Annotated in this window: 17 protein-coding genes and 1 other RNA gene; 6 read left to right on the plus strand and 12 right to left on the minus strand. The window is 57.8% G+C overall.

Features of this window, described 5'->3' with window-relative positions:
- Position 1: 1 nt before the first annotated feature.
- The 6 genes from carB to grpE form a co-directional block, all read right to left on the minus strand.
- Positions 2 to 3,220 carry a carbamoyl-phosphate synthase large subunit gene (carB, locus tag HP15_RS15275; protein ID WP_014578297.1) on the minus strand — a complete coding sequence of 1,073 codons (3,219 nt, stop codon included), beginning with the start codon at positions 3,218 to 3,220 and terminating at the stop codon, positions 2 to 4.
- A gap of 80 nt (positions 3,221 to 3,300) precedes the next feature.
- Entirely contained in the window at positions 3,301 to 4,431 is a 1,131-nt protein-coding gene (gene carA / locus HP15_RS15280) for a glutamine-hydrolyzing carbamoyl-phosphate synthase small subunit (protein ID WP_014578298.1), read from the minus strand.
- A gap of 194 nt (positions 4,432 to 4,625) precedes the next feature.
- Positions 4,626 to 5,426 (minus strand): 4-hydroxy-tetrahydrodipicolinate reductase, encoded by an 801-nt coding sequence (dapB, locus tag HP15_RS15285; protein ID WP_014578299.1) that lies wholly within the window; start codon positions 5,424 to 5,426, stop codon positions 4,626 to 4,628.
- 26 nt (positions 5,427 to 5,452) lie between these two features.
- Positions 5,453 to 6,580 (minus strand): molecular chaperone DnaJ, encoded by a 1,128-nt coding sequence (gene dnaJ, locus HP15_RS15290; protein ID WP_014578300.1) that lies wholly within the window; start codon positions 6,578 to 6,580, stop codon positions 5,453 to 5,455.
- 78 nt (positions 6,581 to 6,658) lie between these two features.
- A complete protein-coding gene (dnaK, locus tag HP15_RS15295) occupies positions 6,659 to 8,584 on the minus strand; it encodes a molecular chaperone DnaK (protein WP_014578301.1) in 1,926 nt (641 codons plus the stop codon).
- Positions 8,585 to 8,676: 92 nt separating this feature from the next.
- The gene (grpE, locus tag HP15_RS15300; protein WP_014578302.1) at positions 8,677 to 9,276 is read right to left on the minus strand and encodes a nucleotide exchange factor GrpE; all 600 of its coding nucleotides are present in this window, start codon (positions 9,274 to 9,276) and stop codon (positions 8,677 to 8,679) included.
- 255 nt (positions 9,277 to 9,531) lie between these two features.
- On the opposite strand from grpE, the gene recN reads away from it, so the two are divergent.
- Positions 9,532 to 11,211 (plus strand): DNA repair protein RecN, encoded by a 1,680-nt coding sequence (recN, locus tag HP15_RS15305; protein ID WP_014578304.1) that lies wholly within the window; start codon positions 9,532 to 9,534, stop codon positions 11,209 to 11,211.
- Positions 11,212 to 11,315: 104 nt separating this feature from the next.
- Here the strand turns inward: recN and fur are convergent, their stop codons facing one another.
- Positions 11,316 to 11,726, minus strand: a complete 411-nt coding sequence (fur, locus tag HP15_RS15310; protein WP_008171512.1) for a ferric iron uptake transcriptional regulator — start codon at positions 11,724 to 11,726, stop codon at positions 11,316 to 11,318.
- 122 nt (positions 11,727 to 11,848) lie between these two features.
- Here fur and HP15_RS15315 point away from each other — a divergent pair, with 122 nt between their 5' ends.
- Complete coding sequence (locus HP15_RS15315) at positions 11,849 to 12,175, plus strand: outer membrane protein assembly factor BamE (RefSeq protein WP_008171511.1); 327 nt, start codon at positions 11,849 to 11,851, stop codon at positions 12,173 to 12,175.
- Here HP15_RS15315 and HP15_RS15320 read toward each other — a convergent pair.
- The 3 genes from HP15_RS15320 to HP15_RS15330 all read right to left on the minus strand — a co-directional run bounded on the left by HP15_RS15320 (position 12,169) and on the right by HP15_RS15330 (position 14,600).
- Complete coding sequence (locus tag HP15_RS15320) at positions 12,169 to 12,456, minus strand: RnfH family protein (RefSeq protein ID WP_041646354.1); 288 nt, start codon at positions 12,454 to 12,456, stop codon at positions 12,169 to 12,171. The two genes, HP15_RS15315 and HP15_RS15320, sit on opposite strands and share 7 nt — an antisense overlap.
- Positions 12,456 to 12,902, minus strand: a complete 447-nt coding sequence (locus tag HP15_RS15325; RefSeq protein ID WP_014578306.1) for a type II toxin-antitoxin system RatA family toxin — start codon at positions 12,900 to 12,902, stop codon at positions 12,456 to 12,458. Before HP15_RS15325 ends, HP15_RS15320 begins: the two co-directional genes overlap by 1 nt.
- Before the next feature lie 72 nt (positions 12,903 to 12,974).
- Complete coding sequence (locus HP15_RS15330) at positions 12,975 to 14,600, minus strand: sodium-dependent transporter (protein WP_041645606.1); 1,626 nt, start codon at positions 14,598 to 14,600, stop codon at positions 12,975 to 12,977.
- A 200-nt stretch (positions 14,601 to 14,800) separates the two neighbouring features.
- On the opposite strand from HP15_RS15330, the gene smpB reads away from it, so the two are divergent.
- From smpB to HP15_RS15345, 4 genes are all read left to right on the plus strand, one after another.
- Complete coding sequence (gene smpB / locus HP15_RS15335; RefSeq protein ID WP_008171507.1) at positions 14,801 to 15,280, plus strand: SsrA-binding protein SmpB; 480 nt, start codon at positions 14,801 to 14,803, stop codon at positions 15,278 to 15,280.
- Between the two features lie 140 nt (positions 15,281 to 15,420).
- Complete coding sequence (locus HP15_RS15340; protein ID WP_041645611.1) at positions 15,421 to 16,839, plus strand: WS/DGAT/MGAT family O-acyltransferase; 1,419 nt, start codon at positions 15,421 to 15,423, stop codon at positions 16,837 to 16,839.
- 90 nt (positions 16,840 to 16,929) lie between these two features.
- Positions 16,930 to 17,294, plus strand: a transfer-messenger RNA (tmRNA) gene (gene ssrA, locus HP15_RS21990).
- A 40-nt stretch (positions 17,295 to 17,334) separates the two neighbouring features.
- Positions 17,335 to 18,468: a hypothetical protein gene (locus tag HP15_RS15345; protein WP_014578309.1), complete on the plus strand. Its 1,134-nt coding sequence runs from the start codon at positions 17,335 to 17,337 to the stop codon at positions 18,466 to 18,468.
- Here the strand turns inward: HP15_RS15345 and HP15_RS15350 are convergent.
- Both HP15_RS15350 and HP15_RS15355 read right to left on the minus strand, forming a co-directional pair.
- The gene (locus HP15_RS15350; protein ID WP_014578310.1) at positions 18,437 to 19,420 is read right to left on the minus strand and encodes a phage integrase; all 984 of its coding nucleotides are present in this window, start codon (positions 19,418 to 19,420) and stop codon (positions 18,437 to 18,439) included. The two genes, HP15_RS15345 and HP15_RS15350, sit on opposite strands and share 32 nt — an antisense overlap.
- The gene (locus HP15_RS15355) at positions 19,417 to 20,682 is read right to left on the minus strand and encodes a hypothetical protein (protein WP_014578311.1); all 1,266 of its coding nucleotides are present in this window, start codon (positions 20,680 to 20,682) and stop codon (positions 19,417 to 19,419) included. Before HP15_RS15355 ends, HP15_RS15350 begins: the two co-directional genes overlap by 4 nt.
- Positions 20,683 to 20,691 lie beyond the last annotated feature (9 nt).

Below are 20,691 nucleotides of genomic sequence, written 5' to 3' on the forward strand. Positions count from 1 at the left end.
CTCACTTTCCTGCGTGAAGATCCTGGAGGCGGCGTACAGTGCGCTCCGGGCCGAACTTGATGGCCCGGCAGAAGGCTTCGCCGCCCGCCAGTGTTGTTGTGTAGGTTACCTTGGTCTGCAACGCCGACTGGCGAATCTGGGCCGAGTCGGAAATGGCCTTGCGACCTTCAGTGGTATTGATGATCAGCTGAACCTGTCCGTTCTTGATGGCGTCCACAATATGCGGACGGCCTTCACGGACCTTGTTCACCCGATCAACCTCGATTCCAGCCTCTTTCAGGGCCTTGGCGGTGCCGGTGGTAGCCACAAGCTTGAAGCCGGCGTCGACCAGATCTCGGGCCACTTTTGCGGCGCCGGGCTTGTCAACATCCCGCACAGACATGAACGCAGTGCCCTTGGCCGGCAGACGCTCACCAACAGCCAACGCGGCTTTGGCGAAGGCTTCATCGAAGCTGTCGCCGAGGCCCATGACCTCACCGGTCGATTTCATTTCCGGCCCAAGGATCGGATCCACCGCCGGGAATTTGTTGAACGGGAACACCGACTCTTTCACCGCATAATAGCTGGGGATGATTTCCTGGGTGAACTCCAGCTCTTTGAGGGTCTTGCCAGCCATCACCCGGGCCGCCACCTTGGCCAGGGACACACCAATGGCCTTGGACACGAACGGCACGGTACGCGAGGCCCGAGGGTTGACTTCGATCACGTAGATCTCGCCGTCCTGCCAGGCCAGCTGCACGTTCATCAGGCCGACCACATCCAGCTCAATGGCCATCTTCTTGACGGCATCGCGCATTTCGTCCTGAACCTGCTGGGACAGGGTGTACGGCGGCAGTGAACAGGCGGAGTCACCGGAGTGAACGCCGGCCTGCTCAATGTGCTGCATGATGCCACCAATCACTACGTCTTTACCGTCGGAGATGGCGTCGATGTCCACCTCGATGGCGGCGTTCAGGAAGTGGTCCAGCAGCACCGGGCTGTCGTTCGAGACCAGCACTGCGTTGCGCATGTAGCGAACCAGCTCTTCCTCGTCGTAGACGATTTCCATGGCACGACCGCCCAGCACGTAAGACGGACGCACCACCAGCGGGTAGCCAATTTCCCGGGCCGCCAGGATGCCTTCCTCATGGCTGCGCACGGTGGCGTTTTCCGGCTGTTTCAGGCCCAGGCGGGTAATCATCTGCTGGAACCGTTCCCGGTCCTCGGCACGGTCAATGGCGTCCGGGCTGGTGCCGATGATGGGTACGCCAGCCGCTTCCAGGCCGCGGGCCAGTTTCAGCGGGGTCTGGCCACCGTACTGGACAATCACGCCCTTGGGCTTCTCGACGTGAATGATTTCCAGCACGTCTTCCAGCGTAATCGGCTCGAAGTACAACCGGTCGGAGGTGTCGTAGTCGGTGGACACGGTCTCCGGGTTGCAGTTGATCATAATGGTTTCGTAGCCGTCTTCACGCATGGCCAGGGCCGCGTGCACACAGCAGTAATCGAACTCGATGCCCTGACCGATCCGGTTGGGGCCGCCACCGATCACCACGATCTTCTCGCGGTCGCTGGCGTCCGACTCGCACTCTTCCTCATAGGTGGAGTACATGTAGGCGGTGTCGGAAGCAAATTCGGCGGCGCAGGTATCCACGCGCTTGTACACCGGGCGGATATCCAGATCGTGGCGCAGCTTGCGCAGGCTCACCTCGGAGATGCCCAGCAGTTTCGCCAGGCGGGCATCGGAGAAGCCCTTGCGCTTGAGACGGAACAGGGTGGCCTGGTCAATGTCGGCCTTGCCGGCACTCTTCAGCGCCTGCTCTTCCCTGATCAGGTCCTCGATCTGCACCAGGTACCAGGGATCCACGTGGGTATGCTCGTGCAGGTCCTCAACCGTCATTCCCGCCCGGAAAGCGTCGCCGATGTACCAGATGCGGTCGGCACCGGGCACGTTCAGTTCGCGGGTCAGGGTTTCCCGGGAATTCTCGGAATCCAGGTCTTCGAGTTTCTCGTCAAAACCTTCGGAGCCCACTTCCAGACCGCGCAGGGCTTTCTGCAGGGATTCCTGGAAGGTGCGGCCTATGGCCATGACCTCACCCACGGATTTCATCTGGGTGGTCAGGCGGGCGTCGGCCTGGGGGAATTTCTCGAAGGTGAACCGGGGGATCTTGGTGACCACGTAGTCGATGGACGGCTCGAACGAGGCCGGGGTGACGCCACCGGTAATTTCGTTGCGCAGTTCGTCCAGGGTGTAGCCCACCGCCAGTTTCGCGGCGACCTTGGCGATCGGGAAGCCGGTGGCCTTGGAGGCCAGCGCCGAGGAGCGGGACACCCGGGGGTTCATCTCGATGACGACCATGCGGCCGGTGTCCGGATTCATGCCGAACTGCACGTTGGAGCCGCCGGTTTCCACACCGATTTCACGCAGGACCGCCAACGAGGCGTTCCGCATGATCTGGTATTCCTTGTCGGTGAGGGTCTGGGCCGGGGCCACGGTGATGGAGTCACCGGTGTGCACACCCATGGCGTCGAAGTTCTCGATGGCGCAGACAATGATGCAGTTGTCGTTTTTGTCCCGGACAACTTCCATCTCGTACTCTTTCCAGCCGATCAGGGATTCGTCGATCAGCAGTTCGTTGGTCGGGGACAGGTCCAGACCACGGGTACAGATTTCCTCGAACTCGTCGCGGTTGTAGGCGATACCGCCGCCGGAGCCGCCCATGGTGAAGGAGGGGCGGATGATGCACGGGAAGCCGATGTCGTCAGCCACTTTCCAGGCTTCTTCCATGGAGTGGGCGATGGTGGCCCGCGGACACTCGAGGCCGATCTTCTTCATGGCCTTGTCGAAGCGGTCCCGGTCTTCGGCTTTATCAATGGTGTCGGCGTTGGCGCCGATCATTTCCACTCCGTGCTTTTCCAGAATGCCGTGGCGCTCGAGGTCGAGGGCGCAGTTCAGCGCGGTCTGGCCGCCCATGGTGGGCAAGAGCGCATCCGGCTGCTCTTTCTCGATGATCTTCTCGACGGTCTTCCAGGTGATCGGCTCGATGTAGGTGGCATCGGCCATGACCGGGTCGGTCATGATGGTTGCCGGGTTGGAGTTAACCAGAATAACCCGGTAACCCTCTTCGCGCAGCGCCTTGCAGGCCTGGGCTCCGGAGTAATCAAACTCGCACGCCTGCCCGATCACGATGGGGCCGGCGCCCAGGATCAGGATGCTTTGGATGTCGGTACGTTTTGGCATGTCTTGGTAAACCTGTCAGCAACTTTTGAATTCTGGCAGCGCAACACGCGGCGCCCGTGAGTTTTCCGTGGCGATCGGTCTCAGGCCGATCGCGCCTCCATCAGGCGGATAAACTCGTCAAACAGCGGGGCCACATCATGGGGGCCGGGGCTGGCTTCCGGGTGGCCCTGGAAGCTGTAGGCCGGCTTGTCGGTCCGGCGAATGCCCTGCAGGGTGCCGTCAAACAGGGACTTGTGAGTCGCCTCGACATTGGCCGGCAGAGTTGCCTCATCCACGGCAAACCCGTGGTTCTGGCTGGTGATCATCACCGTGCCGGTGGCGATTTCCTGAACCGGATGGTTGGCTCCGTGGTGGCCATGCCCCATCTTCATGGTCTTGGCACCGCTGGCCAGGGCCAGCAACTGGTGCCCCAGGCAGATACCAAACACCGGAATCTCGGTTTCCAGCACTTCCTTGATGGCGGTGATGGCGTAATCACAGGGCTCGGGGTCCCCGGGGCCATTGGACAGGAACACACCGTCCGGGTTCATCGCCAGAACCTCGGAGGCCGGAGTCTGCGCCGGCACCACGGTGATGTCGCAGCCGCGGGACGCGAGCATGCGAAGGATGTTCAGCTTGACGCCATAATCCCAGGCAACCACCTTGAACCGTGATTCCTCACGCTCACCGTAACCCTCTTCGAGGGTCCACTCGGTCTCTTTCCAGGACCAGGTCTTGTCGGAGGTAACCTCTTTTGCCAGATCCATACCCTTGAGGCCCGGGAAGGCTTTTGCCAGTTCCAGAGCCCGCTCGGCAGTGGCGTTTTCACCGGCAACGATGGCACCGTTCTGGGAGCCCTTGTCCCGGAGGATGCGGGTCAGACGGCGGGTATCAATGTCGGCGATCCCAACAATGTTGTTGCTTCGCAGGTAATCGTCCAGAGTTCCCTTGCTACGCCAGCTGCTGGCCAGCAGAGGCAGATCGCGGATGATCAGGCCGGCGGCCTGGATGCGGTCTGACTCGACGTCTTCTTCGTTCACACCGGTGTTACCGATATGCGGGTAAGTCAGGGTCACGATCTGGCGGGAGTAGGACGGGTCGGTCAGGATTTCCTGGTAGCCGGTCATGGCGGTGTTGAACACCACTTCGCCGCTGGTTTCTCCGTCAGCGCCGATGGCTGTGCCGTAGAACAGGCTTCCGTCTGCGAGTGCAAGGATTGCTGGTGTGCTCAAGGCTTGTATCCTCATCGAGTGGCGTATCGGTTCGTCACGAACAGGAACGCAAGCGCAAATTCAGGTTGCAAAAAAGCGAGACGGAGTCTTAACTCGGTCCCGCTTTTTCAGAATCTTTGTGCAAAGGTACGCTTGGTGCAGTCAAACCGCCTTATTGTAAAAAATATGGCGCTTTGTGTCCACGAGAAATGGCCTCACTTGAGGTCCAGCACGTCCTGCATATCATAAAGCCCGGCCGGCTTATCCTTCAGCCATAAAGCGGCCCGCATGGCACCCTTGGCAAAGGTCATCCGGCTGCTGGCCTTATGTGTCACCTCGATACGCTCACCCTCGGTGGCGAACAAGACGGTGTGATCACCGACCACATCACCCGCCCGAATCGTTTCGAAACCGATTTCCTTGCGGGTTCGCTCGCCGGTGAAGCCCTCACGACCATAGACGGCACACTCTTTCAGGTCACGACCGAGGGCATCGGCAACAACTTCACCCATGCGCAGGGCCGTTCCCGAGGGCGCGTCTTTCTTGTGGCGGTGATGGGCCTCGATAATTTCCACGTCGTAGTCGTCACCCAGGGTTGCGGCGGCGGTGCGCAGCAGGTTGAGGACGACGTTAACGCCCACGCTCATGTTGGGCGCAAACACTACGGCCGTGGACTCGGCGGCCAGAGCCAGTTGCTGCTTTTCGGCGTCGGACATGCCGGTAGTGCCGATCACGAGCATCTTGCCGTTGGCCTTGCAGAACTCGGCGTTTTCCAGAGTCAGGTCCGGGAAGGTAAAGTCGACAAGCACATCGAAATCATCCTTCACATCGGCCAGGCTGCCGGCCATTTTGACGCCGGTTTTGCCGATCCCGGTCATTTCGCCGGCATCGGCGCCAATCAGGCTACTGCCGGGCTCGACCACGGCGGCACCCAGCTCGAGACCCTCAGTGCCGTCAACGGCTTCAATCAGGACTTTTCCCATGCGCCCGGCGGCGCCGATGATTGCTACCCTCATGCTCGCGTTCCTTCTTGTCGCGCCGATCAGAATTTCATTTCGTCGAAGAAGCTTTTCACACCTTCAAACCAGGAGGTCTTCTTCGGGCCGTGCTCTGTGCCGTTACTGGCATCCAGAGTTTTCTGGAACTCTTCCAGCAGCTCTTTCTGGCGCTTGGTCAGATTCACCGGCGTTTCCACGATCACACGGCACAGCAAGTCACCAGCAGGACCGCCACGAACCGGGCTGACACCCTTGTTACGCAGGCGGAACAGCTTGCCGGTCTGGGTTTCCGGTGGAATCTTCAGTTTCACCCGGCCATCCAATGTCGGCACCTCGAGCTCTCCACCCAGGGAGGCATCAACAATGCTGATGGGAACTTCGCAATAGAGGTTGCGGCCATCGCGGGTAAAGATGGAATGCTCCCGCACGGCTATCTGCACATACAGATCTCCGGGAGGACCACCATCGACGCCCATCTCGCCTTCACCAGAAAGGCGAATACGGTCGCCGGTGTCAACGCCGGGCGGCACCTTGACCGAGAGTGTTTTCTCTTCCTGAACCCTGCCCTGACCGTGACAGGCCTTACAGGGGTTCTTGATGATCTGGCCGGAGCCCCGACAGGTCGGACAGGCCTGCTGTACGGTAAAGAAGCCCTGCTGCATGCGCACCTGCCCCATACCCTTACAGGTACTGCAGGTTTCCGGGCGGGAACCTTTCTCGGCGCCGCTGCCGTCGCATACTTCACATTCGCGATGCCCCGGGATCTTGATCTGGACCGTCTTGCCTTTCACGGCCTCTTCCAGATCCAGCTCCAGGGTGTAGCGCAGGTCCGCACCCCGGGTGTTGCGGCCACGACCGCCGCCACCAAAGATGTCGCCGAATACATCGCCGAAGATATCCGAGAAGCTGGCACCGCCGCCTCCGAATCCGCCGCCACCGGCCTGACCGTCAACGCCGGCGTGGCCGAACTGGTCGTAGGCAGCCCGCTTGGACGGCTCTGCCAGTACTTCGTAGGCTTCGCTGGCCTCCTTGAATTTGTTCTCGGCTTCGGTGTCGTCCGGGTTACGGTCGGGGTGGTACTTCATGGCGAGCTTTCGGTAGGCTCGCTTGATTTCCTTCTCGTCCGCGTCCCGGGAAATCCCGAGAATCTCGTAATAATCGCGCTTGGCCATGCTTTTAAAACCCTGTTTTTAAACGCGGAAAACGCGGGGATCTCCCCGCGTTTTCCAACTACCTGATGTACGTCAGATTTATCGCTTGTCGTCGTCTTTGACTTCTTCGAACTCAGCGTCGACAGCATCGTCAGACTTCTGGCCCTGGGCTTCTTCCTGCCCACCGGCTTGCTGGGTCTGATCCGCCTGATCTGCATACATCTTCTGGGCCAGCTCGGAAGAGACCTCGGTCAGCTTCTGAGTCTTGGCTTCGATGTCTTCCTTGTCGGAACCTTCCAGAGCGGTTTCGAGCTCCTTGATGGACGCTTCGATGGACTCTTTCTCGCTGTCGCTGACCTTGTCACCGGCTTCGTTCAATGTCTTGCGAACGGCGTGAACCATCGCGTCGCCCTGGTTGCGAACCTGGACAAGCTCTTCGAACTTGCGATCTTCCTCGGCGTTGGCCTCGGCGTCCTGCACCATCTTCTCGATTTCGTCATCGTTCAGACCGGAAGAGGCCTTGATCACGATTGACTGCTCTTTACCGGTCGCCTTGTCTTTGGCAGACACGTTCAGGATACCGTTAGCGTCGATATCGAAGGTGACTTCAATCTGCGGCACACCACGCGCTGCCGGCGGAATATCAGCCAGATCGAAACGGCCCAGCGATTTGTTCTGGGCAGCCTGCTTACGCTCACCCTGAACCACGTGAATGGTTACCGCGGTCTGGTTGTCGTCCGCTGTGGAGAACGTCTGCGACTTCTTGGTCGGAATCGTGGTGTTCTTGTCGATCAGCGGAGTTGCCACACCGCCCATGGTTTCGATACCCAGGGTCAGCGGGGTTACGTCCAGCAGCAGAACGTCTTTCACATCACCGGAGAGAACGGCCGCCTGGATGGCAGCACCCATCGCCACAGCTTCGTCCGGGTTAACGTCCTTGCGAGCTTCTTTGCCGAAGAACTCTTTCACTTTTTCCTGCACCAGCGGCATGCGGGTCTGACCGCCGACCAGGATGACCTCGTCGACTTCGCCTGCCTTCATGCCTGCGTCCTGCAGCGCCACTTTACACGGCTCGAGGCTGCGCTGAACCAGGTCTTCTACCAGAGATTCCAGCTTGGCACGGGTCAGCTTCACGTTCATGTGCTTGGGACCAGACGCGTCTGCGGTGATGTACGGCAGGTTAACGTCGGTCTGCTGGCTGCTGGAAAGCTCGATCTTGGCTTTCTCGCCCGCTTCTTTCAGACGCTGCATCGCCAGGGAATCGCCGCGCAGGTCGATACCGCTGTCTTTCTTGAACTGGTCTGCCAGGTACTCGATGATCTTCAGGTCGAAGTCTTCACCACCGAGGAAGGTGTCACCGTTGGTGGCCAGAACCTCGAACTGGTGCTCACCGTCAACATCGGCAATTTCGATGATGGACAGGTCAAAGGTACCACCGCCAAGGTCATATACCGCCACGGTACGATCGCCGCTCTTCTTGTCCAGGCCATAAGCCAGGGCTGCTGCGGTCGGCTCGTTGATGATCCGCTTCACTTCCAGACCGGCGATCTTGCCTGCATCTTTGGTAGCCTGACGCTGGCTGTCGTTGAAGTAGGCCGGAACAGTGATGACGGCTTCGGTCACTTTTTCGCCCAGGTAGTCTTCTGCAGTCTTCTTCATCTTCTTGAGAACTTCTGCAGACACCTGCGGCGGCGCCATTTTCTCGCCCTTCACTTCAACCCAGGCATCACCGTTGTCTGCCTTGGCAATCTTGTAGGGCACCATCTTGATGTCTTTCTGGACCACATCGTCTTCAAAACGACGACCGATCAGACGCTTGATGGCGTACAGGGTGTTGTTCGGGTTGGTAACCGCCTGGCGCTTGGCTGACTGGCCAACCAGGGTCTCACCATCGTCGGTGTAGGCGATGATGGACGGGGTGGTGCGATCACCCTCGGCGTTCTCGATTACCTTCACCTTGTCGCCATCCATGATGGCTACACAAGAGTTGGTCGTTCCCAGGTCGATACCGATAATCTTGCTCATTGAGTCACTCCAATTCTTCTGAATGCTTTCCAGGAGGCCATTTGCCTCCGCTTTCGCTATTTACTGGCTATATTGGCGCTTTAACCGGCTTTTCAAGCCTGCTCATCAATTTTTGGTGCATCTTCCGCTTTCGCGACCACCACCATGGCCGGCCGCACAACACGACCATTCAGCAGATACCCTTTCTGCACCACGGCTACCACGCTGTTCGGCTCGGCATCCGGCGCAGGCACCATGGACATGGCCTCGTGATGCTGGGGATCGAACGGTTCACCCACCGGGTTGATCTGCTCAACGTTGAATTTCTTCAGGCTGGACATGAAAAGACTCAGGGTCATTTCCACGCCTTCACGAATTGAGGCAACCAGTTCGCCGGACTCATCGTGACCCTCGGTGCTCTCGACCGCCTTCTCAAGGCTGTCAGCTACCGGCAGCAGCTCCTTGACGAACTTTTCCAGGGCAAACTTGTGCGCCTTCTCAACGTCGATCTCGGCCCGACGGCGCACGTTCTGCATTTCCGCCAGGGAGCGCAGCATCTGCTCCTGGAATTCCTGAACCTGAGCCTGGAGCGCTTCCACTTCGGAGGTTTCGTTGTCGCCGGCTTCGCCTTCAGCGGCCTGGGCCTCCTCTTTCGCAGCCTCGAGGGCTTCGTTCAGTTCCTCGTGCTCGTTGCGGTTCTCGTCAGTGCTCATGGCTACTCCTGCTTCATCTAAAGCGGCCCGCTGTCAGTGGCCGGTTAAACATGGGCTCCGGCCGCCTCGAGCCGGAAAATGTCGTTGCGAACGGATATGGGGCCCGCTCTCCAGGTTTCAACCACCAAAGCCTGCAATCCTGAAGAAAATACCTCCCTCAGGTTTGCAAACCACAAAAACCCTGTATATATTCACAGTCACTGTATACATCCACAGTGTTTTGCCGGTTTCAGGAACAACGCGGAGGTTATCTGCATGCTGACTCAACTTACGGTTTCCAATTACGCCATCGCTGAACGGGTGGAACTCCAGTTCAGCAAGGGCATGACCGCATTGACCGGCGAGACCGGCGCCGGAAAATCCATCGTTCTGGACGCCCTCGGCCTGGCCATGGGCGGCAGAGCCGATGCCGGCGCCGTCCGGCATGGTGCCAAACGCGCCGACATCACAGCGACCTTCGACGTATCCGGCATTCCCGAGGCAACCGAATGGTTGGCAGAACACGAGCTGGATGACGACAACGATTGCATCCTGCGCCGGGTCATCAGCAAGGATGGCCGCTCCCGCGCCTACATCAATGGCCAACCCTGCCCCCTGAACCACCTCAAGGAACTGGGCGGTGTGCTAATGGATATTCACAGCCAGCATCAGCACCAGTCTCTTTTGCGCAAGGAAACCCACCGCAAGCTGGTGGATGAGTTCGCCGGCGTTGAGACCCTGGCCGCTGAAACACGGGAAGCCTGGAAATCCTGGAACCAGATCCGCCAGCGGCTGACCGAACGCCAGCAGAATGCCGATGAAGCAGAGGCCAAACTCCAGCTTTTGCGGTATCAGGTGGAAGAACTGGATCGTCTGGCCCTGGAAGCGGGCGAGCAGGAAAACCTGGAACAGGAGCAGGCCCAGCTCAGCCAGGCAGATACGGTTCTGCACAACAGCCATCAGGCCGCCCTGCTTTGCACCGAGGATGAAACCAGCGCAGTGGATCTGGTGCGCCAGGCGTTACAGCAGCTGGAGCAGCTTCCGGTGGATGTTCCCGCACTGGCAGACACGATCCAGATGCTGAACGAAGCCCAGATCCAGATCAGTGAGGCCGGCGACAACCTTCGCCATTTCGTCGAGGACTACGAGGCCGACCCGGCTCGACTGGCGGAAGTGGAAGAACGGCTGAGCGCCATCTACCAGATGGCCCGCAAACACCGGATCACACCGGAAGAATTACCGGAACTGCATCAGCGCCTGAGTGCCGAGCTGGCCGAGCTGGACGGTGGCGAGGGCAGCCTGGAGCAGCTGGCCGCAGAGCTGGACAGCCAGCGCGGACGCTTCGATGAGCTGGCCGCGGAGCTGTCAGAGGCCCGTGCCAGGGCCGCCGCCGAACTGGATCAGCGGGTCGCAGCGGAGCTCACCCAGTTAAGCATGCCCAACATGCAGTTCATTACACACCTGAACCGCAGCAACGGTGGGGAGCCGGCGCCCCACGGACTGGAAGAGATTGAATTCCTGGTCAGCGCCAACCCGGGGCAACCTGCGCGGCCACTGGCCAAAGTAGCCTCCGGCGGCGAACTGTCGCGGATCAGCCTTGCCATCCAGGTGGTGGTTGCCCAGACATCAACCACACCCACACTGGTCTTCGATGAAGTGGATGTCGGCATTGGCGGCGGCACGGCCGAGGTGGTTGGCCGACTGTTACGGACTCTTGGTGGCAACGGGCAGGTGCTCTGCGTCACCCACCTGCCGCAAGTGGCGGCCCAGTGTCATCAGCACCTGTTTGTCAGCAAGTTTACCGAGCAGGATGCCACCTTCTCGAAAATCGAGACGCTGGACGATCAGGGCAGAATCAGTGAAGTGGCGAGAATGCTGGGAGGCGTGGACATGACTGAACATACGATCGCTCATGCCAGGGAAATGTTTTCAAAGGGGCAGGCAACCCATCACTGAGCCGCGAACAACGATCCACTACCCCTCTCGATCCTGAGAGCTGTTGGGGCGGGCCATAAACCCGCCCCTTTTTTCGTTCCTTCAGCCAACGGCCCGAGCCAGGCTCAGGACTTGATCGGCTTTACGTACAGAATCAGGCTGTGGTCGACGATTTCGTAACCGTGCTCTTCGGCAATCTTCTTCTGTCGCTCTTCAATGACCTCGTCGACAAACTCGACTACCTCACCCGTCTGGGTGCACACCATATGGTCGTGGTGGTCGTCGCCAGCCATTTCGAACACGGCATGGCCGCCCTCAAAATTATGGCGCAGTACCAGCCCTGCTGCTTCAAACTGCGTCAGCACCCGGTAGACTGTTGCCAGCCCCACGTCATCGCCTTGCTCCAGAAGCTTCTTGTATACATCTTCGGCACTGAGGTGATGCTCCTCCGCGGTCTCCAGAATGTTGAAGATTTTGACCCGCGGCAGAGTCACTTTCAGACCGACTTTTCGTAATTCGGCGTTTTCGGATGACATGTTACTATTCACTCTTTGGTGTGCCTCACGGCTTCCGGTATGATGAAGCCGCCATTGAACGGTTAACCCGTGTCACACCTGCCTCTGGCAGGCGATTTCAAGATAGAGGATTTCCCCCGGCGATGCAAAAGCTCACAGCTCTCATTCTCACTTTCGTTCTATCCGGTTGCGTTTTCCCGGGCGTCTACAAAATCAACGTCCAGCAGGGGAACATCGTTACCGATGAGGAGCTGACGCAACTGACCGAGGGCATGCCACGCAGCCAGGTGCACGCCGTGATGGGAACACCGCTCATGCTCAACCCGGTTGACCCCTCCCGCGAATACTACGTGTATACCTTCCAGAGAGAAGGCGGGGACATCCAGGAACAGCGAATCATCGTGTACTACGAAGAAGACCAGTACGCCTATTACGAGGCTCAACTGCTGGAAGAAACGCCGGCCTACTGAGCCTGATCTTTCTTTTTCGCCCGATTCAGTCGCGCCTGCTTCGGATCGATCTTCAGCGGGCGATACAGCTCCACCCGGTCACCTTCACGCAGTTCGTGGGCGGCCGGGTCCTTGATCACCTTCCCGAACACGCCCATATCAATCGTATCCGGATCGATCTCCGGAAAAATATCGCTGATCCCGGACAGCTTGGCCGCCTCCAGGGCGGTCGTACCCTCGGGCACATTTACCGGCACAATCTCCTGCCGGTCAGGCCGGGCATAGGCCACTTCCACCTGCATCATGCACCCTCCTTCCGGTAAAGCTCATCAGCGCGCCGGCAAAAGGCATCCACCATCGTATTGGCCGCCTGACTGAATACCGGCCCGAAGGTCATCCTTGAAAGCGATCCGGAGAATTCGAACTCCAGGGTCAGGATCACCTTGCAGGCGTTCTCATCCAGGGATTTGAAATTCCAGCGACCAGTCAGGTTGCGAAAAGGGCCATCCACCAGGTTCATCTCGATCGCCTCCGGCATCAGAAGCTGATTCCGGGTCGTGAGCGTATGCCGCACCCCACCCTTGGCGATTTCAAGCGACGCTGTCACCTGCTCGGGCTGGCGCTCATGAATCTCCGCGCCGGCGCACCAGGGGAGAAACTCCGGGTAACGGGCGATGTCATTCACCAGGTGAAACATGCGCTCGGCGGAGTGCATAACCAAAGCTGTTTTATCAATCTGATGGGGCATTGGAACCGGTTGTCCTGCTTGCAAACACGCTGTGAAAAGGTTGCAGACTTCTGGAAAGGAAGACAGCCTCAATCACACGCTATCATAAAGGATATCGTCCTGTTTTGGGGCTTTTTCGCCTGACTTACCACCACTTTCCTCCACCCCCGGCGGCTTCTGGTCTGACGCGGGCGCTGTCTTCTCGGCCTCGGCGGCTTTCTCCTCCGGCTCGGCCGGCGTAGCGGCAAAAGGCCGATCTCCCGCTGGCACTTCCCCGCCTTCCGAGACCATGGCAGCGGGCTGATCGCACCAGGCTGCAACATTGCCGTTGCTGCACAGGTTAGCCAGTGAAAAGGCCGTGTACTGGATCCCTATCCAGGCAACCACGAGGGGCAGCACCAGGCGCATCACCCAGAACCAGATACCGGCGAACAGTCTTGGCGTTGCGCCGAGCATGGTACCCGAAAGGTGTCGGGTCAGGCACCAGCCGGTAAACAGCGCAATCAAGATGGCCACAAGCGGAATCAGCAGGCCACCGGTGATCAGCTCCAGCCAGCGGAACATGGTAGCGCCGCCCATCCGCTCCTCGGCCCAGACATTAAACGACAGCAGAGACGCGAGCCCCGCCAGCCACACCGACAGACCGATCAGCAGCACCGACAGTGCCCTGGGCGCCCCGGTCCACTCACGGAACCAGCCCACGATGGGCTCCAGCAGATTCAGGGATGTGGTCCAGACAATCAGCACCACCAGCAGAAAAACAGCGGCGATCACGAACTGGCTCGCGGGCAACTGGGCCAGCGTGACCGGCATGGAAACAAAGAGCAGGCTGAAGCCCCGTTCACCGTCAAAGCTGTTGCCGTCTGTTGCGATCGCGAAGATCATCAGGCCAGCCAGAATCGCCACCAGGGTATCCATCAGCACCACGGCCAGAATCGAACGCTTCAGACGGGTTTGAGGCGTGGTGTACGAGCCCAGTATCGCCCAGACACCCATACCGAGCCCGAGCGTAAAAAAGGCATGAAACAATGCGGCTTTCAGGCTTTCCCAGGAAAGGTCCTCCGGATGCATGGCCAGAATGTGGTTGATGGCCCCGTCGATCCGACCATGCCAGGCAGCCAGGGCGAACAGCACGAGCATCAGCACCAGGGCGCCCGGCACAACCACCCTCAGGGCCCTTTCCAGCCCCCTCACTACGCCCTGCGCCGAGACCCAGAGTACCAGTAGCAGAAAGAAGATATGCCAGCCCATGAATACCCGGTACTGCCTGGGGTCGGACACCAGCCCCGCCAGAATCCCGGTTGCCTCTACCTCACCGGCGCCGGAGAAACGGCCAAGTGCGCCGAAGAACACGTAAGCCAGAGCAATGGATCCGAAGACTGCCGTAAAAGAGAGCACCAGAAAGGCGGCCAGTATGCTGAGCCGGCCAACCGCCATCCAGGCCCGAGACTGCCTGGCACTTCGAATGAGCCCGTCCATGGCCAATACAATGCCGTGGCGGGAATACCGACCAACAGCCGCTTCAGTCACCATCAGAGGCAGAGTCACCAGCAGCAGACAGGCGAGGTAAAGCAGGATGAACAGGCCACCACCATGCAGACTGGCCAGATAAGGGAACTGCCACAGGTTGGCAAGACCCACGGTAGCGCCCACCGCGGCCCAGAAGAAGGTTGATTTTCGGGTAAAGGACCCGATATGAGTCTGATACGGCGTAGGCATTCGCTTCCCTGAGGCCACCTAACAGGTCGGGGAGAAAGTCTGGGCCCGTATTGTAGCTGAAGGATCCCGTCGCGCACGAACCAGACACCGCCACAACGTCGAATTCGTGACCGGTCCGCCACTGTTGGGCTACAATGCGCCTTTTTCCGGCTGCAGCAACGCCGGCCCGTTCATTCGTCCGACCCCGGATTCATTGATTCATGAGCAAGAAAAAACCCGGAACGCCGAGCAATACCATTGCGCTGAACAAAAAGGCGAAGCACGAGTATCACATTGAGGAACGCTTTGAAGCGGGTCTCTCCCTGCTGGGCTGGGAAGTGAAGTCCCTGCGTGCGGGCAAGGCCCAGCTGGTGGACGCCTATGTGCTGCTCAAGGACGGCGAAGCCTGGTTGCTCGGCTCTCACATTACCCCGTTGATTGCGGCGTCCACCCACGTGATCGCAGACCCCACGCGCACCCGCAAGCTGCTGCTGCACGCCAAGGAAATTGCCAAGATCGTGGGCAAGGTCAACCAGGCCGGCTACACCTGCATTCCGCTGGCGTTGTACTGGAAAAACAACAAGGTGAAATGCGAAATCGCCCTGGTAAAAGGCAAGAAGCTGTTCGACAAGCGCGCCACCGAGAAAGAACGCGACTGGAACCGCCAGAAGCAACGCATCCTGCGCGAAACCAACGTTTGATCCTGCCCGCCACCAATTAACAAATACCTGACGCCGGTCATGGCCGGCGTGAACGGGTATGTCGCATACTCACTCTCTTTGTTCAGAATTCCATCGGGCCTATACTCGGGAACTCTGGTGCATGGCAAAGGGAGCCGCTTATGTCACCCAAACAGATACCAATGTCCGCCGTAGACCGCGCCTGGCTACGCATGGACTCGCCCCAGAACCCCATGATGATCTGCGGGGTATGGACACTGGAACGCCCCGTATCGATGAACCGCCTCAGGCACACGCTCGAGGAGAGGTTTCTCTGCTTCAACCGGTTCCGGCAACGGGTGATCGACACTGGCGACCGGGCGTACTGGCAGGACGATCCCCTGTTCGACCTGGACAACCATCTGCACCGCATCGCCCTGCCGGGCAAGGCCGATAAGGCAGAGCTCCAAAAGCTGGTCAGTGACATGAACAGCACGTCGCTGGATTTCCGGCAACCGCTCTGGCAAATGCACTACATCGACAATTATGGGGACGGCGGCGCGCTACTCATCCGCATTCACCACTGCATTGCCGATGGCATCTCGCTGGTTCGTGTAATGCTGTCACTCACCGATAAAACGCCGGAACCCCGACTGGGCAAAGTCGCCCGCAAGCGTCGCTCCAAACCCGGCAGGAAATCGGCCATCCAGAACTTCCTGCACCGTGCCGTGGACAGCGCGCAGACCGCCACCAACCAGGCCAAACTGTTTATCCAGTCCGTCCGTGAAGAGCCCAACTACCCGTTAAAACTGGCCACCACCGCCAGCGGTGTCGCCCTTGACCTCCTGAAACTTGGCCTGGCGCCCGGCGAACCCAAAACCGGCCTGAAAGAACCGTTATCCGGGCGCAAACAAGTGGCCTGGGCCGATCCCCTCGACCTTGCCGAAGTAAAGGCCTGCGCCAAGGCTCTGGGGGGCACCATCAACGATGCCCTCCTTTGCACGGTCACGGGCGCCTTACAGAGACATTTTGCCGCCCACAAGGAAACCATCCCCGAGTGCGGCATTAGGGTCGCCGTACCGTTCAATCTGCGCCCTCTTGATCAGCCCATCGAAACGCTCGGCAACAAGTTCGGGCTCGTACTGGTTACCCTGCCGGTGGAAGTGAGAGACCCGCTCATGTGCTTCCGCCAGGTGCAGGAGAACATGAACCGGCTCAAGCGGTCCTATCAGGCCCAGGTTACCTACAGCCTGCTTGATATCTTCGGGCGCGGCCCCGATGTTATTGAACGAAGGGCCCTGGATCTGCTCAGCAACAAGGCCTCGGCGGTACTGACCAACGTGCCCGGCCCGAAAGAGCCCCTGTATCTGGCGGGCAGCAAGCTGACCCAGCCCATGTTCTGGGTTCCCCAGAGCGGCAGCATCGGTATCGGCATGAGTATTCTCAGTTATGCCGGCACCGTGCAATTCGGCATCACGGTGGACAAGGCGATTCACGCGGATCCGGACGCCGTGATGGGCTACTTCCGGGAAAGCTTCGAGGCCCTGAGCCATGCGGCCCTGGCAGGCCGACATGACGCCATTGAGCGCAAGGCCAGCTAGGGTTCTAGGTACATCTACAGCCCCAAAAGCACAAAACTGCAACAAACAAACCTTGAAGTCCGGCAAACCGGACACATATACTGAAGTTAAGGGGACGACATGGCTTCGACGCCGGTGGCGAACCCTTGAGTGCATGTCGAGATGGCAGCCAATCTCGTTAATCCAAAGCTGCAACGCAATAGTCGCAAACGACGAAAACTACGCACTAGCAGCGTAAGCTGCTAGTCGTCCTGACCGGGTCGCCCGTAGCCCGGAAGCAACATCTCAGGACGTCATCGCTTACGGGATGCTCCGTTACCCAGAGTTCACTGGTTAACGGCTAAGATTTAAAGAACTCGGTTCTTGCACCCTGGCTCTCGGGTCGCTTGAACTTAAATCAATAGAGAGACGCTAAACATGTAGACCTCAAGGCTGAGTACTGGCGGACGCGGGTTCAATTCCCGCCGTCTCCACCAAACAACCAAGAGAAAGCCCCTGATTTCAGGGGCTTTTTTTATGCCTATTCAAGAAATGGCGACCGAGATGTCCACAAATCGTCCTCGCAGAAAATTATTTAAGCGCACTCTGTGGAAACGAATGGAAGCAAACACAACGCTTCTAGAGTCCTCTGCCTTTCGCTGGACAATCCGTGTATTCGGTTATACATCGCTGCTTTACGCTGCAATCGTTGTTTTAAACCTTGAGGCGCACAATACGGAACCACTTTCACCAGAACATCTAAATAACGTCGTAGTGGCGTTAAAAAACCCGGCCTTGATTGCCGGAGTATCACTTCCCCTCCTGGGTTTGATTGCAAGCCATCTGCGTTCTATCCAGACAAAAAAGCAAATCGAAACACAGCAAGATCAGAACATTTTCTCTAACTATCTTGCTCACCGAAGCCAGTTCAATGAATTCATGGAGGAAGAAGCTCCACTGGTTAACGTATCCCGAATATCAAAGTGGACTATGTATGGCAGGCTTTTTCCGAAAGCGGAAGAAGGCGATTTCGAAATCAACTCGACGTTGGCGAGCTTCTTTGAAACCCTGCCCAAGCGACTCACTAAGTTGACGAAAATCCTCGAATCGACGACGTACAATCGAAAGGAAAACTGGAACGATTTGGAGACAATCTTCGACGACCTTGAGTCGGATTTCAGAGAATTTAGCCAGGCCGTTTTCACCGATGACCTAGATAAAGAACTATTCCTTTCAAAGCTCGAACGACGCATAGATAAACACCTTATTTGCGTCCATGCTCTCCACGAATGCTCCAACTTCCACAGGGCATTACTGGATGAGAACAGTGTTTGGGAGATTCAAGAAAAATACGTTCAGTGTAAATCGATACTAAAACCTCAATCGCTGCGAGAGCGCATCCTGCACGAACTCCGAGCTGCCGCTTTGTCGCCACGAACCTCTCTTACCGAAGACCGAGAGAGAGAACAAGCGCTCAAGGGCAAGCTGTTCTTCGAAAACCTATGCATGGGAGGCGATGACAGTGACATAGTTATCGCGAAGGAAATTTCAGAAGTAATAGATCAAAATTTCAACTCAGAAGAAAAGCTTGAGGTGGAAAGGGTGCTTCCCGCTGCAATAAACATTCATCTCACCGTACTCAATAACGAGGGCCAAGAGTCGCAGCCTTAGACAAATGCTCGGGCGCTAAATGCGAATACCTGAGAGTCATTGAAATATGTGAATGACCAAGAATCTTTTGAAGCGTGACTATGTCCCCACCATTCATCAAAAAGTGGCTGGCAAAGGTGTGTCTCAGAACGTGGGCAGCTTGACCAGGTGGCAGTGTAATACCGGATTTATCGAGAGCACGGCGGAAAGCAGATAGTGAAAAGCTGAAACATCCATGCTCTTTCAAGTGCTTTCGGATTTCCTCAAACAGCTCTTTGCTGACAGGCACCGATCTAGACTTGCCACTTTTGGTGTTCACGAACGTAAGCTTTCCTTCCTGGACGTGGCGTAACTGCAGATTCTCAGCCTCTCCCCACCTGGCGCCGGTTGCTAAGCAGATCCTCGTTAAAAGGTGAACATGAGGGTTCTGACTAAAATCCTCGATGGTTTTGAGAAGGTGGCGGATCTGTTCGACCGTAAGCCAGGATAGCTCCCGTTCATCCAGGCGGATCATCTCAACGTTCCTGATCGGGTTGTCGAAGTCGATTTCGTTCAGCCGGTTTAGCTGGTTATAGACCGCATTGAGGTAGCCCAGGTGGTTGTTGAGCGTTTTCTTGCTCGCACCCTTCTGGATCTTATGGGCACGGTACGCCAGGAAGGATGTCGGTTTTACGGTCCTGGCAATTGGGTTGCCCAAGAATTCGGCCATCGTATCGAGACACCGCTTTCTTCGTTCACCGTCTTTCAGGTGTACCCCTTTGGCATTGAACCATAGCTTGATCAACTGCTTCAGAGTTCGATTGTCGGCCTTCGATGGGTTCCACTCTCGACCTTCTGCCCTTTTTGCCATCACGAACGTTTCAAAGCGTTTTGCTTCTGCCTTTGAATCGAAGCTTTTGCGGATGCGCTTTGAGCCCCGACCATCCGTGCGCAGATCTACCTGCCATCTTCCTGATGGGAGCTTCCTGATCATGCCGCCACCTTTGTCAGTAGTCGCCGCTTTATCAGTCCATCCTGGACGAGCTGGAACAGCTCGTTTTCATAGATCTCCCGTCGCCGGTAATAAGCGCACAGATCCTCCCAAAGACCGGATTTCTTGAGGCAGTCCCAGGCCTGGCGTGGGTTAAAACGGTTGCGTGCATAAATGGACAAGAGATTGCCAAAGGCCAGGGAGACGTTCTTTTCGTTGCCGCAACCGGGTTCCTTTTTTGCGCGTTTGTAGAGCAGATCCGGAGCTGAATAACCGAAGCCGATGTCTTCACGGAGTTTGGTCCAAATGGGGTGCACCCACTCCCGTTTCACCTCGTAGCGGTTGCTTTGCAGGGCGTATTGCCAGAGGCCGGTCAGGTGAGGAACCGCATCCATGTAGGTATAGATGGGTTTCATGTTGGGTGTGCCCTGGGAGATCTCGTTGACGATCCGGTGATGGAAGCGGATTTCCAGGCGCCAGACGGGCATGTCTGGGTCATAGCAAGTGTCCGGGAAGCACTCTTCGTTGCTGGCGCATTCCCAGATGGATTCCATGAAGGCACGTTTGTCGGAGACGTCGACCTCTTTGGATTTGTCGTAGAGGCAGACCTGGAGGCTGTTGGCTTTGCCGAAGGTGTAGGTTTCGCCTCTGCCGTTGACCGTTGAGCCTTCCAGGCCCTGGAAATGAAAGTCGCTCATGCCGTTGTGGACGCTGATGGTTCTCGCCCGAGTCACAAAGTGCTGGGCGAAGTCCTGTGGAGGTTCCCAGCCCTGGAAGTCGACCGCCAGGTGCAACGCGATGCCAACGGGTTTGATGTTAGTGAGGAAGTACATACCCCACTCCGCAAGCTCGTCGTGGATTTCCTGACTGGAGCGTTCATAGAGCCATCTGGGGGAGGTTTCGATTTTAACGTGCGTTCCCAGGGTATCGGCTTCCGCGTAGAAGTTCTGGATCAGGATAGTCAGGCCGTATTCTCGGTTTTGCAGGATGTACTTAAAGCCCCCTCGCCTGCCGGACTGGAGCCGGAAGGGCATCTTTTTAATGGTGAGGGTGGCGTCGTAGCCGGATTCGTATTCGGTGGCGATCTCCGCGAGGATTTCCGGCTTCAGGCGTCCCTGGAAGAGCTGGCGCACGGTATCCGTGCCGGTCCAGAGAACGTTGACGTTGTTCAGGTTCACTTGTTGGCCTTCAGGACCAATAAAGAGGTCCCCTTTGCCGATTTCCCCGGTGTTTATATCCAGTCGTTCGAAGTCTTTGATTTTCATCTGTGGCTC

Origin of the sequence: Marinobacter adhaerens HP15, assembly GCF_000166295.1 — a bacterium.
Taxonomy (GTDB): Bacteria; Pseudomonadota; Gammaproteobacteria; order Pseudomonadales; family Oleiphilaceae; genus Marinobacter; species Marinobacter adhaerens.

What these genes read in the sequence shown, in the direction of transcription:
- HP15_RS15315 (WP_008171511.1), top strand. Translation starts at nt 11,849, where the DNA reads ATGCAAAAGCTCACAGCTCTCATTCTCACTTTCGTTCTATCCGGTTGC.
- HP15_RS15325 (WP_014578306.1), bottom strand. Translation starts at nt 12,902, where the DNA reads ATGCCCCATCAGATTGATAAAACAGCTTTGGTTATGCACTCCGCCGAG.
- HP15_RS15330 (WP_041645606.1), bottom strand. Translation starts at nt 14,600, where the DNA reads ATGCCTACGCCGTATCAGACTCATATCGGGTCCTTTACCCGAAAATCA.
- grpE (WP_014578302.1), bottom strand. Translation starts at nt 9,276, where the DNA reads ATGAGCACTGACGAGAACCGCAACGAGCACGAGGAACTGAACGAAGCC.
- dnaK (WP_014578301.1), bottom strand. Translation starts at nt 8,584, where the DNA reads ATGAGCAAGATTATCGGTATCGACCTGGGAACGACCAACTCTTGTGTA.
- dnaJ (WP_014578300.1), bottom strand. Translation starts at nt 6,580, where the DNA reads ATGGCCAAGCGCGATTATTACGAGATTCTCGGGATTTCCCGGGACGCG.
- HP15_RS15340 (WP_041645611.1), top strand. Translation starts at nt 15,421, where the DNA reads ATGTCACCCAAACAGATACCAATGTCCGCCGTAGACCGCGCCTGGCTA.
- smpB (WP_008171507.1), top strand. Translation starts at nt 14,801, where the DNA reads ATGAGCAAGAAAAAACCCGGAACGCCGAGCAATACCATTGCGCTGAAC.
- HP15_RS15355 (WP_014578311.1), bottom strand. Translation starts at nt 20,682, where the DNA reads ATGAAAATCAAAGACTTCGAACGACTGGATATAAACACCGGGGAAATC.
- carB (WP_014578297.1), bottom strand. Translation starts at nt 3,220, where the DNA reads ATGCCAAAACGTACCGACATCCAAAGCATCCTGATCCTGGGCGCCGGC.
- dapB (WP_014578299.1), bottom strand. Translation starts at nt 5,426, where the DNA reads ATGAGGGTAGCAATCATCGGCGCCGCCGGGCGCATGGGAAAAGTCCTG.
- HP15_RS15350 (WP_014578310.1), bottom strand. Translation starts at nt 19,420, where the DNA reads ATGATCAGGAAGCTCCCATCAGGAAGATGGCAGGTAGATCTGCGCACG.
- fur (WP_008171512.1), bottom strand. Translation starts at nt 11,726, where the DNA reads ATGTCATCCGAAAACGCCGAATTACGAAAAGTCGGTCTGAAAGTGACT.
- HP15_RS15345 (WP_014578309.1), top strand. Translation starts at nt 17,335, where the DNA reads ATGCCTATTCAAGAAATGGCGACCGAGATGTCCACAAATCGTCCTCGC.
- HP15_RS15320 (WP_041646354.1), bottom strand. Translation starts at nt 12,456, where the DNA reads ATGCAGGTGGAAGTGGCCTATGCCCGGCCTGACCGGCAGGAGATTGTG.
- recN (WP_014578304.1), top strand. Translation starts at nt 9,532, where the DNA reads ATGCTGACTCAACTTACGGTTTCCAATTACGCCATCGCTGAACGGGTG.